This window comes from Bifidobacterium sp. LH_512 (genome assembly GCF_056356435.1).
Map to the genome: position 1 here is coordinate 38625 of NZ_JBKEUE010000004.1, position 15328 is coordinate 53952.

Sequence of the window (15328 nt, forward strand, 5' to 3'; positions counted from 1 at the left end):
CGGCCGTTCCGCGCGTCGGACGTGTCTCCGATGACAATGGCTTAGCGGGTTTCCGAATTCGTCCCGACATGTGGTTTCATGCCGGTTTGCAAAGGTCTTTCATGTTGTGCTATATTGATTTAGCACTAAAGCTATATGGATTTAGCTATGTCGTAAACGATGTGGTTGATGGCGCATGGAGACTGATGATGGAGAACGAACTCGCGTTGATGGACGTCCGGTTCCCGAAGGGGGATGCGCTTGCACGGCTCGATTCGTTCTTTGTCGAACGTCTGCGTCTCAACAAAGGCGGCATGGGCGCGGACGTGCTGCCGGATGATTTCATGGTCCCATCCGGTGAATGGCGCATGCCCATGAACGTAATGGTTGAGGATACGGCTGTCGGACGGGTGCCGATTCGCATCTACCGCAACCGGGATGCCCGTTGCCAGGCTTTGTTGCTCTGGCTGCATGGCGGAGGATTCACGCAAGGCGATCTGGATCTGCCGGAAGCGCATGCTTTCTGCGCGGAAATGACCTCCCGTCATGCGGTGACCTGCGTTTCCGTCGATTATTCGTTGACCGCAAACGGCGAATCCGTATATCCAGCGGCAATGCATGAAGTGATGGAAGTCTGGGATTGGATGTCCGCACAGACGTTCTCCGATGGCGGCCTCATGCCGGTCCTTGCTATCGGTGGTGCAAGCGCTGGCGCGAATCTCGCAGCCGCGGCTTGCCTGTCCATGGAGTCCGATTCCGTCCCTCATGCCGCGCCGGAACTATTCTGCGGCGCGTACGGGGTGTATCACGATATGCAATCCACTCTGGTCGAGGGGTGGAATGAGAACACGGTGATATTGCCGCAGCCGCTGCGGTTCACCTCGGACGTCTGCCGTGCGATGTATGCGGACTACGTGGGCGTCGCTGACGAGTTTCCGGGCTACAGTACGCCGGGCTCGTGCGATCTCGCGAATTTCCCGCCCTCCGCGCTGGTATGTTGCGAATTCGATGATCTGGCTCCTTCCAGCATCGCGTTTGCCGACCAGCTGCGCGAATCCGGTGTACCGGTATCGATTCGGATGGCGCCCGGTGTGTTGCACGGCGTCCTGAATTGGTACCCGTCGTCCACACTGCCGCAGAACGCGGCCATCATAGAGTTTTTCGCAGCAAATATCAGAAGCCGTTTCGATGAGGAAAGGAACGTTCCGATGTCGGACCGTCCCGTCGAACCGGCTGATGTGAAGGCGGAATGAGACGCCGCCGTTTGGTTGGTGTCACAAAACAAACACGCGTGGATGATCACGCATAGAGAATCGAGGAACAATGTCATCAACAACGATGCCTGTTGACACTGTCGCAAAGAAGCGGAAGCCCAACCCATGGTGGGTTGGATTCGTCTGTGGCATGGCCACATTCGTGGACAACGCCGCAACCACCGGTATCGCCACCGCACTGGTGCTGTACCAGACCGGCGGCGCACTGACCGGTGACCAGATTGGCGCACTCACTGCATCCCTGACCATCGGCGTTGCCGTTGGCTCCTTCTTGGGAGGCCGACTGGGCGATCGTTTCGGTCGTCGTCACGTGTTCATCGTGACCATGGCGATCATCATCCTTGGCGCTTTCATCCCGTTTGTCAGCACTCATTTCGCCTTCATGCTGCCGGGCGTCCTGCTGCTTGGCCTTGGCATCGGCGCGGATCTGCCGGTGGCCATGGCCACCATTTCGGAAACCGCCACTGACGCGAACCGTGCGAAGATCCTGGTGTTCTCGAACCTGTTGGGCGGCTTCGGCATCCTGATGTCGGTTGTGCTGGGCATCATCTTCGGCAACGCCGGCACCATCGGCGGCCATGTGATCTTCGGCGCGTTCGGTGTCGTCGCCGTCATCGTGCTGCTGCTGCGACTGACCATTCCGGAAACCGAAAGCTGGCTCCGCGCCCATGAGGAACGCAAGGCCGGAATCCGTACGGAGCGTGCGGAGAACGCCAATGCCCGCGATCTGATGAAGCCGCAGTGGCGCAAGCCGTTCATCACCTTGGTGGTGTATTACAGCCTGGTCGCATTGGCTGTGTCCGTGTCCTCGAACTTCGGTACCTATGTCGCCTACAATGTCGCCAATATCCCGGTATCGACCTATTCGGCAGCGACCCTGGCCTGCATGCCTCTGGCCATCATCGGCGCGGCGTGGTTCATGGCCGTCGCCGACACCAAGTGGCGTATGCCCTACTACGTGGTTGGTGCCGTGCTGGTGACGGTCGCAAGCCTCATCCCCGTCTTCTTCGGATTCAATTTGGTGACGTTGTGCGCGTTCACCTATCTGATCACCTTCGCGGGTGCGTTCTGCTACGAGACCATTATGAAGGTGTGGACTCAGGAATCCTTCCCGACCATGCTGCGCAGTACCGCACAGGGATACATCTACGGCGTCTCCCGCGTCCTGACCGCCGTGCTGAGCACGGTGACCCCGGCCTTGCTGGTCTTCAGCCCGAAGATTCTGTTTGTCGGCGTGACCGTGGTGACCGGCGCTGGCTTCCTTGTCGGTTGGCTTGGATTCCACAAGAAGACGGGCAGCACGTTCGAGACGGAAATGCAGATCGAGGAGGCATAACCCATGAAAATCCAGTCCATCGAGTTTCCTGTTGAAGGCTTGACTCTGCGCGGTTCGTTGTATGAACCGGCCGGAGGGATCGAGCCCGGCAAGAGCTACCCCACGGCGGTGTTGTTCCACGGCTTCGGCGGCAACCGCATCGATTTCTCCGGTTTCATGGTCCAGATGGCGAAATCGCTGAGCCAGCAGGGCCTGATTGTGGTGACGTATGACCGTGCCGGTCAGGGAGAAAGCGACGGAACGTTCTTCGATGTTTCGATCACCCGTGAAGTCAGGCAGGCGAAGGAAGTCGTAAGGCAGATCGCCGAGCTCGACATCGTCGATGCCGACAACATGCACTTCGGCGGCTTGAGCCTTGGCGCGGTGATTGAATCCATCGTCGCGACTGAAGGCGAAATCACTCCGCGCAGCGTCGTGATGTGCTCCAGCGCGGCGGTATGCGTCGACGAGATCAAGTCCGGGAAGATTCAGGGCAAGTCGTTGGAAGGCTTGGAGACCGATGGATATTTTGATTTCATGGGCGTCAAGATGGGACCTGCCATCGTCGAGGACGTCAAGGACCTCGACCTGTATGCTCGTGTCGCCGACTGCCGTAGCGATGTGTTGTTGATGCATGGCACGGCCGACTTCGTGCCGATGCAATATGCGGAACGGTACAAGGAAGTCTTCGGCGATCGTGCCGAGCTGCTGGTGCGCGAAGGCGCCGATCATGGTTGGGGAACCGCCGCCGACCGTGAATTCGTGATGAGCAATGCGGCGCGATTCATTGCCGAACATGCCGGTCTGTCCTATGCCGGCATCGAACTGTGAGAAGGTATGACCATGCGGAATGACATTTCGAACGTGAGCCGGGTTCTTGAATTGCCGGAAGGCGGATCGGTCCGACTCCATGGTGCGTTTGACGTGCAGGACATCGTCATCGGAGATGTCCGTGGCCTGAGACCCATTCGACTTCCTGAGTCCAGCTTTGTGCAGTTCGCCCCGTATGAACGCGAAAGCATGCGCACAGTGATTTCCGGATGCTCGGGCGTGCACCTGCGCGTCGAGACGGAAGCGACGTCCGTTGCGTTGAAGGTTCGTTGCTTCCGTGTCGATTACGGCGAACTGAAGAGCACCGCAAATGGGTTCGTCGCATGCGTTGACGGCAAGACCGTCAGCGAAGTCGAGTCATCGGTGGATTTCATCGAGCATGTGGAAGGCCGTGATGGTCGCACCAGCGTGAGCGAAAAGGTCAAAGAGTCCTCGACCGTGGTGTTCGATGGTCTTCCGGCAGGTCGGAAGACGGTGACGATCTGGTTGCCCCAAACGATGATGGTCGATCTGATTGGCATTCAGGGCGCTGACGGCGAACCGGTCGAAGCCGCTGCGGATTCCATGTCGCCGCGATGGCTGCACTACGGCAGCTCCATCAGCCATTGCCACACGCCTGCCCTCCCGACGCAGGTGTGGCCGGTGATCGTCTCGGAAAAGAACGGACTGGAACTGACCAACCTGGGATTCGCCGGTCAATGCATGCTCGATCCGTACGTCGCACGGGCGGTTGCCGCCAGCGATGCGGATGTCATCACGATGTCCGTAGGCGTCAACATCACCGGTGCAAGGACCATGAACCAGAGGACGTTCGTTCCGGCTCTGCACGGGTTCCTCGACATCGTCCGCGAGAAGCACCCGACCACGCCGATCGTGCTGATGTCGTCGATCTATTGGCCGGAAAGCGATGACGTCCCAGGCCCGGCGGATGTCAGGTTCAACGACGATGGGTCGGTGACCTGCTATTGCTACGGAGACAAGAAGGACATACCGCTGGGGGCCCTTACCTTGGAGGAATCCCGTAATGAGCTGCGTGAACTCGTTCAGACGCGACGCGAGGCCTACGGCGAGCCCCTGTATTACGTCGATGGCCTGACCATGTTCGGCCCGTCCGATGTGAACGACTACACGCTTCCCGACGGTCTGCATCCCGATGCGCGTCTATATGCGGAGATCGCGCGTCGATTCTCCGCAAGCGTGTTCGGTGAGGACGGATTGGTGCCGGCTTCCTCGCTGAAGTGACGGTCATCCGCCGCTCGCATTGAACGGAACGATTCTCCACGTGATGTCAAGGCCTGTTGTCCCGTAGACCGGGATAACAGGCCTTGATGGTAGCTGCGAGCATCCTCCACGATTATTGTCGGCCCTGTCGGCCTATGTCCAGGGCAGCGGTGCCGAGCGCCACGCCGATGGCATTGGTTGTTCAGCGGAAGGTTCTATGCAGCCATTCGACGGCCAGCTGCGGCCAGGCCTGCACGCACTCGACCACGCCGCTGCCGTCGGATCGGCGTGTCTCATCGGTGCCAAGCGCCAGACCATGCTCGCCATCGGGGAACAGGTGTGCCTCGATGGGGACGCCCGCCTCCTTGCAGCTTCGGATGAGCATCATGGTGTTCTCGAACGGCACCGCTGCGTCCGTCACGGTGTGCCAGACGAAGACGGGCGGCGTCTTCGCGTCGATATGTTTTTCGATTGACAGTGCTTCCAGCATCGTCTCGTCATCGCGCAGATCGCCCAGCAGGGCTTCGAAGCTGCCGCGATGGGCGAGCGGACCGGATGTGATGACAGGGTAGCCGAGCATCAGGCCGTTGGGACGAACCGCATCCGGGTCATAACCGTGATCGCGTATGATGTCGTCGCTTGTGCTTGTCGCGAGGTTGGCCGCCAGATGCCCTCCGGCCGAAAAGCCGCATATCACGATGGCATTCGGGTCGACATGCCATTCATCGGCATGCTCGCGGATACGTTTGACGGCTTCTGCGGCTTCCAGCAAAGCCGTGGGGAACACCGAGGGAGTGACGGAATAGCGCAGCACGAACGCTTGATACCCTGCCGCGACGAATTGCATGGCGATGGGCTCCGCTTCGCGGTCCGATGTCATGGCATAGCCGCCGCCGGGAATTACCAACACTGCAGGACGGGTGCGCCGCGCGTCCATCTCCGCACTGTTGTCAAGGCAGTATCCGACGAATTTTGCCGTAGAACCGTCTATGCCGTCCAGAACGTCTTCAAAATATTTCATATCGTCTTTCCTGTGGTCATGATGTGCAAGGTCGGCGCAATATATGCAGACCGATGGGCTCCGCCGCCATTGTACGCTTGCGTCGGCGCCGCAGCATCAGTGCGATACTTAAAGCATGGAAGCACTTATGGAAACGAATGATTTGAGCCAAACCGCCAGCGTCCCAAGCGGCACTGTAATTCTTGCGGCGACGCCGATCGGCAATACCGCCGACGCCTCGGCCAGACTCGTCACGCTGCTGGAACGCGCCGACATCGTCGCAGCGGAGGACACCCGCCGTCTGTACGCGCTTGCAAACCGACTTGGCATACACGTTTCAGGTCGCGTCATCGCATATCACGACCACAATGAACGCGAAAAATCCGACGGCATTCTCGATCAGGTCGAAGCCGGCTCCAGCGTCGTCGTCGTATCTGATGCGGGCATGCCGACCATCAATGATCCCGGATTAGCCATCGTGCGCCGCGCCATCGAACGCGGCATCCCCGTCACCTGCGCGCCCGGCCCTTCCGCCGTATTGGACGCGCTCGCATTGTCAGGCCTGCCCACTGACCGCTTCTGCTATGAGGGGTTCCTGCCGCGCAAACACAGCGAACGCGTGCAGCACCTGCGCGCACTGCTTGTTGAACGGCGCACCATGGTGTTCTATGAGACCCTGCATCGTATCGACGAATCCATGGCCGATCTGCTGGAAGTCTTCGGGCCTGACCGTCGCATGGCGCTCTGCCGCGAACTGACGAAGGACTACGAGCAGATCCGCCGTGGCACCATCGCCGAAATCCGCCGAAGCGTTATCGACGAACCGCCGCGCGGCGAAATGGTGCTGGTGATTGCCGGCGCCTCCGACGAGGAAGTGACGGTGGCATCTCCCGCGGCGCTTTCCGTCGAAGATCTGGCGGCGTTGGCGATGGAACGTTCCGAAGCTGAAGGCCTGCGCATCAAGGACGCCATCACCGAAGTCGTCAAAGAACATCCTCTGCCCGACGGCAGCTATGCCAATCGCAAGCAGGTATATGCCGCTGTCCTCGCCGCCAAAGCGTGATTTCGCCGGCTAGTGCTGCTGTTCGAAATCTTCGATTGACTGCAGCAGCACTTGCAAAGCGTGTTTGACGCCGGGGCCACCGACCTGCGAAATATATTCCAACAATTCCGCATCGGCGGCCGGATTGGCGACCAGCCAACGCCGTAGTTCAGGCACTTCGCGGGCGATATGCCACAAAATTTCCATATCCGTATCCGGATCGCAGGCGACGACCGGTGTCAACGCCAGCGGGGGAGAGGGCGGCAGCTCCTTCGGCGCGGCGTTTTTGGAAGGGCGAATATCGCGCAATCGTTGATTGCAGGCAGTGCGGCGCAATCGCCGTGAATGCTGACGCCGTTTGCCAAAGTGTCCAAAATGGCGTTTCACATGTCGTCGTGTCATCGAAAACACCCCCGCACTTTCTCGAAAAAAGCGCGGGCGCGCGGCGCATTACGCCAATACCGATTCGCCTGCAAAATCGCCAGACAGTCATCCGGGCGAAAATGATAATCCTGCATCAACGTGCACGCGAATTCAATCGCAGTATCCATCGAAAGCCCGTCAATATCAATCAAAATCAAATCACAAGCAGTGCGCGCAGGCGTCGTGATTTTCAAATCGCCAATATTAATCAAATGTTCCGGCGGCGCCTTGCGATTGAACACACGTATTTTTCGGCCGTATACAAGTGCGCGAAAATGCGAAGACGAAATCACGTCAATCGTTGACGGAAAATCGCCACCCAACCACACCCAAACCGCGCTCATCGCGCAAGCGGCTGCTCTTTTCGGCGTAATTCCGGCGATAATCGACGCGCGGCCGTACAGCGTATTGGCATCCTGCGTCAAATATGCGCTTGCCGTATCGATTTTATGCAGCGATCCAAGCGCGGAGAGACGATTAAGACTGAGTGGGCCAGGCAAATCCGAATCCTTCAGCAGCGACGGCAGCGCAAATGATTGGGCGTTTGACGGCGTGTGATTCATGCAGGTTGCAGTGTTTTCGTCGTACGCGTCGTTCTCTTTGTGAGCGGCGTATTTCTTGCATGCATCACGCCCGGCATGTTCGTCGTACGCGGCGGAAGAATCAAAAATATCTGTCATATTCGTCATAGTCTCGACCGTAGTAGTCGCGCGAAGTGTGCAGTCAGATCGTTGCGGGAAACTGTGGAATTGTGGATAACGCATACGCTGAATCAGCGAAATGTGGATAAGGTGGGGAACGCGTCGGCAAAAATCGTTGCCGACAATACATATGCGATTATGTGATTGAATGTGCGGCTGAACGTACAATTGGCCGTGCGATTAAGTATGTGATTGATTGTGCGCGTGATTGCATGACGATTACGTGATAGTTGCGTGACGATATAAAAATGCGATTTCAGCGACACTGCGACTGTCCCCGCTGCACCTGATAATCGGGCTTATGACTCATATTTTGGTGAATGTTGCATGGCCGTATGCAAACGGCCCGCGTCATATCGGCCATGTCGCAGGATTTGGTGTGCCGTCCGACGTGTACGCGCGATACGAACGCATGAAGGGAAACGACGTGCTTATGGTGTCCGGCACCGATGAGCACGGCACGCCGATCCTGGTGGAAGCCGACAAGGAAGGCATTACAGCGCAGGAGCTGGCCAACCGATACAATCGCGTGATTGCCAAGGATCTGTGCGATCTGGGCCTGAGCTACGATCTGTTCACCCGCACCACCACCGGCAATCACGAGCAGGTCGTGCAGGAAATGTTCCGCCAGTGCCTGGAAAACGGCTACATTTACAAGGGCACGCAGCAGGTCGCGATTTCCCCGTCCACCGGCCGTACCCTGCCGGACCGTTATGTTGAAGGCGAATGCCCAATCTGCCACACCGACGGAGCGCGCGGAGACCAGTGCGACGCCTGCGGCAACGAACTCGACCCGGACGAACTGATCAACCCGGTTTCCAAAATCAACGGCGAAACCCCGCGCTTCGAAGAAACCGAACACTTCTTCCTCGATCTGCCGGCGCTCGCCGAAGCGAATCTCGCATGGCTGAAGACCCGCGAAGGCTGGCGTACCAACGTTATCAACTTCTCCGTCGGCCTGTTCAAGGAAGTCAAGGCCCGCGCCATCACGCGCGACATCGACTGGGGCATTCCGGTTCCGGTTGAAGGCTGGATCGACAACCCGAACAAGAAGCTGTATGTATGGTTCGACGCCGTTATCGGCTACCTGTCGGCCTCCATCGAATGGGCCCGCCGCAAGGGGGACCCGGAAGCGTGGCGCGCATGGTGGAATGACCCGAGCGCACCAGGCTACTACTTCATGGGCAAAGACAACATCACCTTCCACTCGCAGATCTGGCCGTCCGAAATGCTCGGCTACAACGGCGCAGGCTCCAAGGGAGGCGAGGTCGGCAAACTCGGTCCGCTGAACATGCCGGAGCAGGTCGTCGCCTCCGAATTCATGACCATGGAAGGCAAGAAGTTCTCGTCTTCCCGCGGCATCGTGATTTACGTGAAGGATATTCTGGAGCGCTATCCGGTGGACGCCGTGCGCTACTACATTTCCATCGCCGGTCCGGAAACCTCCGACGCCGACTTCACGTGGGCGGAATTCGTACGTCACAACAATGAGGAGCTTGCCGCGGCTTGGGGCAATCTCGTCAACCGTGTGGCCAATCTGATTCACAAGAACTTCGGCGAGATTCCGGCCATCGACGAAGCATCCATGACTGACTCCGATCGTGCACTGCTGGCTGAAAGCGCCGGCGCTTTTGACGCTGTCGGCGGCATGATCGAAAAGCATCGTCAGAAGAACGCTCTGACTGAAGCCATGCGCATCGTCGGAGATATCAACAAGTACATCTCCGCCGAAGAGCCGTGGAAGATCAAGGATAATCCGGCTCGCCTCGGCACGGTGCTGCACGTCGCCGCTCAGGCGGTGTCGGATGCCAACCATCTGCTGGCTCCGTTCCTGCCGCACTCCGCTCAGAAGGTGTGGGAGGCTCTCGGTGGCACTGGTGTGTTCTCGCCGCTGCCGCGCTTGGAAGAGGTCGAGGACCTCGACAAGCCGGGCTTCACGTATCCGATCATCACCGGCGATTATGTGCTGGGTGAGACCGTGCATCCGTGGAAGAGCGAGCCGATTGTGGTCGGTATGCCTGTCGCCAAGCCGTCGCCGATCTTCGCGAAGATTCCGAAGGAGGCCGTGGAAGAGGAGCTGGCCCGTTTCGACGCCGCTTTGGCTGCTCGCCGCGAGGCAGAAGCCCAGCGTCTGGCCGCCGAAAAAGCCAAGCTGAACGGCTGACGTAAGGGCGGTTGCCTGCGGTGCGGCTGTCATGTGTGGCGGCTGTTGTGCTGCGTGTTGCCGCTGTTGCGTATTACGGCTACTGCATATTGCGGTTGACGTGCTGTGCGGTTGTTGTGTCTTGTGGCTGATGCGCATTGCGGTTGCTTAACTGGGGTGCTGGCCGTGCGATTGCTGATTGCATACGGTCGGCGCCCCTTTGTTTTTCTTTGCTGACTGCGGCTTCTGGTTTGCCGTTCCTTCCCGTGCGCAATGTGTTTGTGCCACCCGCGCAATGTGTCAGTGCCGCCTGCGTAATGTGTGAGTCACCCTTGCGTTGCGCATCCCACATTGGCGCGTGGAGGGTTCAGCACATCCTCGATACAAATTTTTCAGGATTTTGACAGGAACACGTATCATTCCTCCAAGCATCGAGCGGTTGTATAGAGCATGTCAGCAGTTACAAGCTACTGATGAGGTCCACCCGGACCCCATAACTGAACCCTTCTTCTCTCTTCTCTCTCAGCCGGCGGTTCCTTTTCCGCCGGCTTTCTCTTTTCTTGGGATTGTTCTTTGAGGAAGGGAGTGCGGAGATTGCTTGTTGGAGTTGCCCGTTGGGGTTATCTTGAGGTTTGCGCTTGGGAATGTTTATTGGGGTTGCTTGTTGGAGCCGTTCCGGGGCTTGTTTTCAAGAATGTTTATTGGGATTGTTCTTGGGAGTGCTTGTAAGAATCGTTCTGGGGCTTGTTTGTGAGAAACGCTTTACACGACGATGAAAAATCTGTTAGGATTGTTTACATATTTTGAAACCGACATGCATGCATAGGCGCTACATGTTGAGTTCGTCTCATCAATGATGAAGGGGGACGACATATGACGTTTCGTCGTAGTAGGTCCAAAGCGGATCCTTCCGATGTACGTGCCGCCAATCGGCTACTGATGTTTGATTTGTTATTCCCCAATCACACTATGTCTCGCGTGGAGTTGGGACGCCAGACCGGCCTGTCGCGAGTAGCTGCATCGGAAGCCGTCGGCGATATGCTTGACAAGCGCATTCTGCGCGAGATTGGCATTGATGAGCGCTCCGGTCGTGGCAAACGAGCGGTGATGCTAGCCATCAATCCGGATGTGTGGCGCATTGTTTCCGTCGATCTTTCGCAGCCGTACGTGTTGCGTGGCGCTCTGGTGAATCTGTGTGGCGGCATCGTGCAGCGCGTGGAAGTGCCGTTGGAAGATGAGGGCCGAGTCGACCTTGATGAAGTATTCGACCTGATTCGCAGTCTGATTGCGCAAGCCGGTGAACATGTTCTTGGCATTGGCGTCGCCGTCCCGGGCGTGGTGACCAGGGAAGGACGCGTTGTGCAGTCGACGAATTTGAGCTGGTCCGATTTTGAATTGCGTGACATGATTGAAGGCGAATTCGTGTTGCGCACGATGGTATGCAATGAGGTGAGAGTGGCGCTGCTCGCGGAGCGCTTCCTCGGCAAGGGGTCGTCGGATTGCCTGTTCGTGCGCTTGGCGCGTGGCGTTGGCACCGCTGTGCTGGTCAATGATCAGTTGGTGTATGGCACTTCATATGCGGCTGGTGAAATCGGCCATGCCGTTGTGGACCCGGAGGGGCCGCAATGCGCCTGCGGTAAGCGTGGATGCTTGGAGACTTTGATTTCCGCGGTGAGGTTGCATAAATTGTTGGAGCAAGAGCCTGGAAAGCGTCGCGAAATTCTTGAAGGGGCCGGCGTGGTGCTTGGCGATGCGCTGGCGATGCCTACATGCTTGTTGGATGTGGATGATGTCGCGGTATTCGGCCCGGCCGATGTTGTGGGTGACACGTTCCTTGATGCGGCGACGTGTCGATTGTCGGAGTTGACGGATTCGCGTTTCCATCACGCTCCGAAAGTGCGTCGTTGCGAGCTGGGTGACGATATTGTGCTGTGCGGGCAGGCTGTCGCCGTGATACAAGCACGAGTGGCCCGGCTGTGAAAAAGCTGTGTAGGTGCTTGAAACGTTTGCTGTAAACGTTTTCTGAAAAATGTGATTTTCAGGAGTGTCGCGTTTGGTTCGACGCTATACTAGAGCCACTAAGACGTTGTAACTGGGATTGTTACTCCAACGAGGCAAGACCCGGGCGGCACATGAAGTGCCGCCCGGGTCTTTTGTTGCCTCAGCAACCCCATAGTGCCGTCGCTCCGGCCGCGAGCCGCCCTACGTATTTATCAATCAATGAAGATAGAAGGATTTCGCACATGACCGCAGTACAAGGATCCCGCACTACTCCGGCTGCAATATCAGATATTGCTGTGACCGACGCCATCGCATCTGAAATCGCCTCCTTGCCGGACGACATCAGGGCGAAGACCTCAACTCGATTCCCGCTCAACAGCGCATTCATTTTCACGTTCGGCGCTCTTGGCGGTATGCTGTTCGGCTTTGACACTGGCATCATCTCCGGCGCATCCCCGCTTATCGAATCCGACTTCAGCCTTTCCGTTGCGCAAACCGGCTTCATCACATCGTCCGTGCTGATCGGCTCCTGCGTCGGCGCATTGTCAATTGGCTCGCTGTCCGATCGGTTCGGTCGCAAAAAGCTGCTTATCGTCTCCGCACTGCTGTTCCTGCTTGGATCCGGCCTGTGCGCAACCGCAACCGGCTTCCTTATGATGGTCGTCGCCCGCATTCTGCTCGGCCTCGCAGTCGGCGCAGCCTCCGCGCTGACTCCCGCATACTTGGCTGAACTCGCCCCGAAAGAACGTCGCGGCTCGCTGTCCACGCTGTTCCAGCTGATGATCACCTTCGGCATTCTGCTGGCGTACGCATCGAATCTGGGATTCCTCGGACAGAACATCGCCGGCATCCGCGACTGGCGCTGGATGCTGGGCTCTGCACTGATTCCTGCTGCGCTGCTGCTTATCGGCGGCCTGCTGCTGCCGGAATCCCCGCGTTATTTGGTCAGCAAGGGCGATGATCGCAACGCCTTCAAAGTACTCACGCTGATTCGCAAGGATGTTGATCAGGCACAGGTCGTCGCCGAGCTCGACGAAATCAAGGCCGTCGCCGAACAGGACGCCAAGGGCGGCGTGCGCGAACTGTTCCGCATCGCCCGCCCGGCATTGCTCGCCGCCGTCGGCATCATGCTGTTCCAGCAGCTTGTCGGCATCAACTCCGTGATCTACTTCCTACCGCAGGTGTTCATCAAAGGCTTCGGATTCCCGGAAAATCAGGCGATTTGGGTGTCGGTGGGCATTGGCGTCGTCAACTTCGCCAGCACCATCATCGCCACGCTCATCATGGATCGATTCCCTCGCAAGAAGCTGCTCATATTCGGTTCCATCGTTATGGCCGTGTCTTTGGGCGTGCTGGCTGTGATGAACTTCTTTGGCGACGTCGCCGTGCTCGCCGTGCCGACCATGATTCTGATCGCCGTCTACATTCTCGGCTTCGCCGTCTCGTGGGGTCCGATCGCCTGGGTGCTGATCGGTGAAATCTTCCCGCTGAGCGTGCGCGGCATCGGCAGCTCCTTCGGCTCCGCCGCCAACTGGCTGGGCAACTTCATCGTCTCCCAGTTCTTCCTGATGCTGCTATCTGCATTCGGCAATAACGTCGGCGGGCCATTCGCCATCTTCGGTGTGTTCGCAGCGCTGTCGATTCCGTTCGTCATGAAACTCATCCCCGAAACCAAGGGCAAGTCCCTCGAGCAGATCGAAGAAGAAATGACCCGTCGCTAATCTCCGTCAGACTCTGACCGTCAATGCTGCCTCATATGGCCGCCTCTGTTGAGGGTCTTAGCGGTCACATCTGCTGATTTGAACGAAGCCCATCAGCAAATGTGACCGCAATTCGGCCTTAAAACGGTCACTTTTGCTGATGGGGCTGGTCGATATCAGCAAATGTGACCGTTGCGAGGTTTTGTGTTGCGAGGTTTTGTGTTGCGGGGTGGTCGGATTGGGTGGTCGGCGTTGCGTGAATTAGCAGCGAGCGTAGGAGAAGCCACGAATGCGCTTGAACGCTTCGACGCTTTCATCCAGCCACGGCATGCCAATCACGAACACGTGGCCAAGCGCATCATGCCGCCTGACTTTCGGATCGTACAATTCAAAATCAGCGCCCTTGCGCGACAGCGCAGTTGCCAGCGCCAAATTATCGGCTTCCAAAAAATCATCACTGCACGTCACAATGAACAGCGGCGGCAAATCAACGTTATTCACTAATCCTTCAACACTCATAAAGCGTTGCGCGTCTTCAAGACCGGCGAAAAATTCCTCGCCCAACATATTGACCAGCGAATAATGCAATGCTGCATCATACGAAATGCCAGCTTGAATGCCAGTTGAAACGTCGGCCGAAACGTCGGCTGACGAGACGTCAATACCCGACGCAACAGCTTCCGGTGCCGCCAGACTGTAGATACCGCACACTGGTGTCGCGCCGGCGAAATGAATGCCGGACGGTTTGCCGATACCGAAAGCGGCGGCGGCTTCAGCGTTGTTCTCAACCGCCAACGTCAGCATCGTCAGCGCGCCGCCGGCGGAATCGCCGGTCAGGAAGAAAGCGTTCGGATCAGCCGGGTAATCACCGATATGATCGCGAATCCAGCATAATGCCGCCTGAATATCGGCAAGCTGTCCTTTCAAATCGGTTTGCGGCGCCGGACGGTAGCTCAAAGAGAACACCACGAAGCCCTGCTCGGCCAAATGCACATTGAAATGACGATTCAATTCCTTGTATCCGTACGTGAAGCCGCCGCCGTGAATATCAATGTACACCGGCATCGTATGCCCGCCTCGCAGCACCGCGTCATGCGGCAGATACACGTCCAGCATGTGTCCGCGGCATTGGCCGGCAGCCTTGTCGTAGCCGCCATCCGGCAGATACGGAATATCGGCGATCATGTCGATGCCGTCCGGAATATGCCAACGTTCGGCGCGCGGCGTATCCGCTGCGACGGAGCCCAAGCGGGATTGCAGAATCGCGTCGGCGCGCTCTTTCGGCAATCCCGCAAGATCGCCGTCGATTTCGCTCCACGCTTCGGCCTCTTTGATCTGTTCGGGGGATAGTTGATGAGGATACGCCTTCATTGTCGTCCTTTCGCTTGCCATATGCGAATGATGCGTGACCACATCTTATGCAGTGTGCGCGGAATATGGTTTACGCCTTGCATTGTGACGTTTGATTGCAGACAGTGATTGCGGCAGACGGAAGTGATATCGCAGATGATGAGGCGAGAAAACAACACGCCCCAAACAGCATAGTTGCATCGAATACCAGTTCGCATAAAATAAACCGCGTTTGCGAATCCGAACAGGGGTTTCGGCCGGCGAAGAGAGCGCCGGTGACGGGATGCTCGAATACACGACGGACGTGAATCGTGGCGGCAACGAATGGCCGCAACACAGCGAAAATAC

At 57.7% G+C, this 15328-nt stretch carries 12 protein-coding genes; 8 read left to right on the forward strand and 4 right to left on the reverse strand.

Annotated features, from left to right (window positions below):
• Window positions 1-185 precede the first annotated feature (185 nt).
• The 4 genes from AC1AWD_RS07805 to AC1AWD_RS07820 all read left to right on the forward strand — a co-directional run bounded on the left by AC1AWD_RS07805 (window position 186) and on the right by AC1AWD_RS07820 (window position 4641).
• Entirely contained in the window at window positions 186-1232 is a 1047-nt protein-coding gene (locus AC1AWD_RS07805; RefSeq protein WP_476565331.1) for an alpha/beta hydrolase fold domain-containing protein, read from the forward strand.
• 151 nt (window positions 1233-1383) lie between these two features.
• Window positions 1384-2589: an MFS transporter gene (locus AC1AWD_RS07810; RefSeq protein WP_476565333.1), complete on the forward strand. Its 1206-nt coding sequence runs from the start codon at window positions 1384-1386 to the stop codon at window positions 2587-2589.
• Window positions 2590-2592: 3 nt separating this feature from the next.
• Complete coding sequence (locus AC1AWD_RS07815) at window positions 2593-3399, forward strand: alpha/beta hydrolase family protein (protein WP_476565335.1); 807 nt, start codon at window positions 2593-2595, stop codon at window positions 3397-3399.
• A 12-nt stretch (window positions 3400-3411) separates the two neighbouring features.
• Window positions 3412-4641 carry an SGNH/GDSL hydrolase family protein gene (locus AC1AWD_RS07820; protein WP_476565337.1) on the forward strand — a complete coding sequence of 410 codons (1230 nt, stop codon included), beginning with the start codon at window positions 3412-3414 and terminating at the stop codon, window positions 4639-4641.
• A 181-nt stretch (window positions 4642-4822) separates the two neighbouring features.
• On the opposite strand, the gene AC1AWD_RS07825 is transcribed toward AC1AWD_RS07820, so the two are convergent.
• Window positions 4823-5641 carry an alpha/beta hydrolase gene (locus AC1AWD_RS07825; RefSeq protein ID WP_476565339.1) on the reverse strand — a complete coding sequence of 273 codons (819 nt, stop codon included), beginning with the start codon at window positions 5639-5641 and terminating at the stop codon, window positions 4823-4825.
• A 115-nt stretch (window positions 5642-5756) separates the two neighbouring features.
• Between AC1AWD_RS07825 and rsmI the strand changes: the two genes are divergently transcribed.
• On the forward strand, window positions 5757-6683 hold the full coding sequence (gene rsmI / locus AC1AWD_RS07830) for a 16S rRNA (cytidine(1402)-2'-O)-methyltransferase (protein ID WP_476565341.1): 927 nt from the start codon (window positions 5757-5759) through the stop codon (window positions 6681-6683).
• Between the two features lie 9 nt (window positions 6684-6692).
• Here rsmI and AC1AWD_RS07835 read toward each other — a convergent pair whose 3' ends face one another.
• Both AC1AWD_RS07835 and AC1AWD_RS07840 read right to left on the reverse strand, forming a co-directional pair.
• Window positions 6693-6971, reverse strand: coding sequence for a variant leucine-rich repeat-containing protein (locus AC1AWD_RS07835; RefSeq protein WP_476565343.1), 279 nt, complete (start codon window positions 6969-6971; stop codon window positions 6693-6695).
• Window positions 6972-7060: 89 nt separating this feature from the next.
• Entirely contained in the window at window positions 7061-7765 is a 705-nt protein-coding gene (locus AC1AWD_RS07840; protein ID WP_476565344.1) for a hypothetical protein, read from the reverse strand.
• Window positions 7766-8087: 322 nt separating this feature from the next.
• Between AC1AWD_RS07840 and metG the strand changes: the two genes are divergently transcribed.
• The 3 genes from metG (at window position 8088) to AC1AWD_RS07855 (ending at window position 13651) form a co-directional block, all read left to right on the forward strand.
• Window positions 8088-9950: a methionine--tRNA ligase gene (metG, locus tag AC1AWD_RS07845; protein ID WP_476565346.1), complete on the forward strand. Its 1863-nt coding sequence runs from the start codon at window positions 8088-8090 to the stop codon at window positions 9948-9950.
• Window positions 9951-10898: 948 nt separating this feature from the next.
• Window positions 10899-11909: an ROK family protein gene (locus AC1AWD_RS07850; protein WP_476565348.1), complete on the forward strand. Its 1011-nt coding sequence runs from the start codon at window positions 10899-10901 to the stop codon at window positions 11907-11909.
• 263 nt (window positions 11910-12172) lie between these two features.
• Entirely contained in the window at window positions 12173-13651 is a 1479-nt protein-coding gene (locus AC1AWD_RS07855; protein ID WP_476565350.1) for a sugar porter family MFS transporter, read from the forward strand.
• A gap of 240 nt (window positions 13652-13891) precedes the next feature.
• Here AC1AWD_RS07855 and AC1AWD_RS07860 read toward each other — a convergent pair whose 3' ends face one another.
• A complete protein-coding gene (locus AC1AWD_RS07860) occupies window positions 13892-15001 on the reverse strand; it encodes an alpha/beta hydrolase (RefSeq protein ID WP_476565352.1) in 1110 nt (369 codons plus the stop codon).
• Window positions 15002-15328 lie beyond the last annotated feature (327 nt).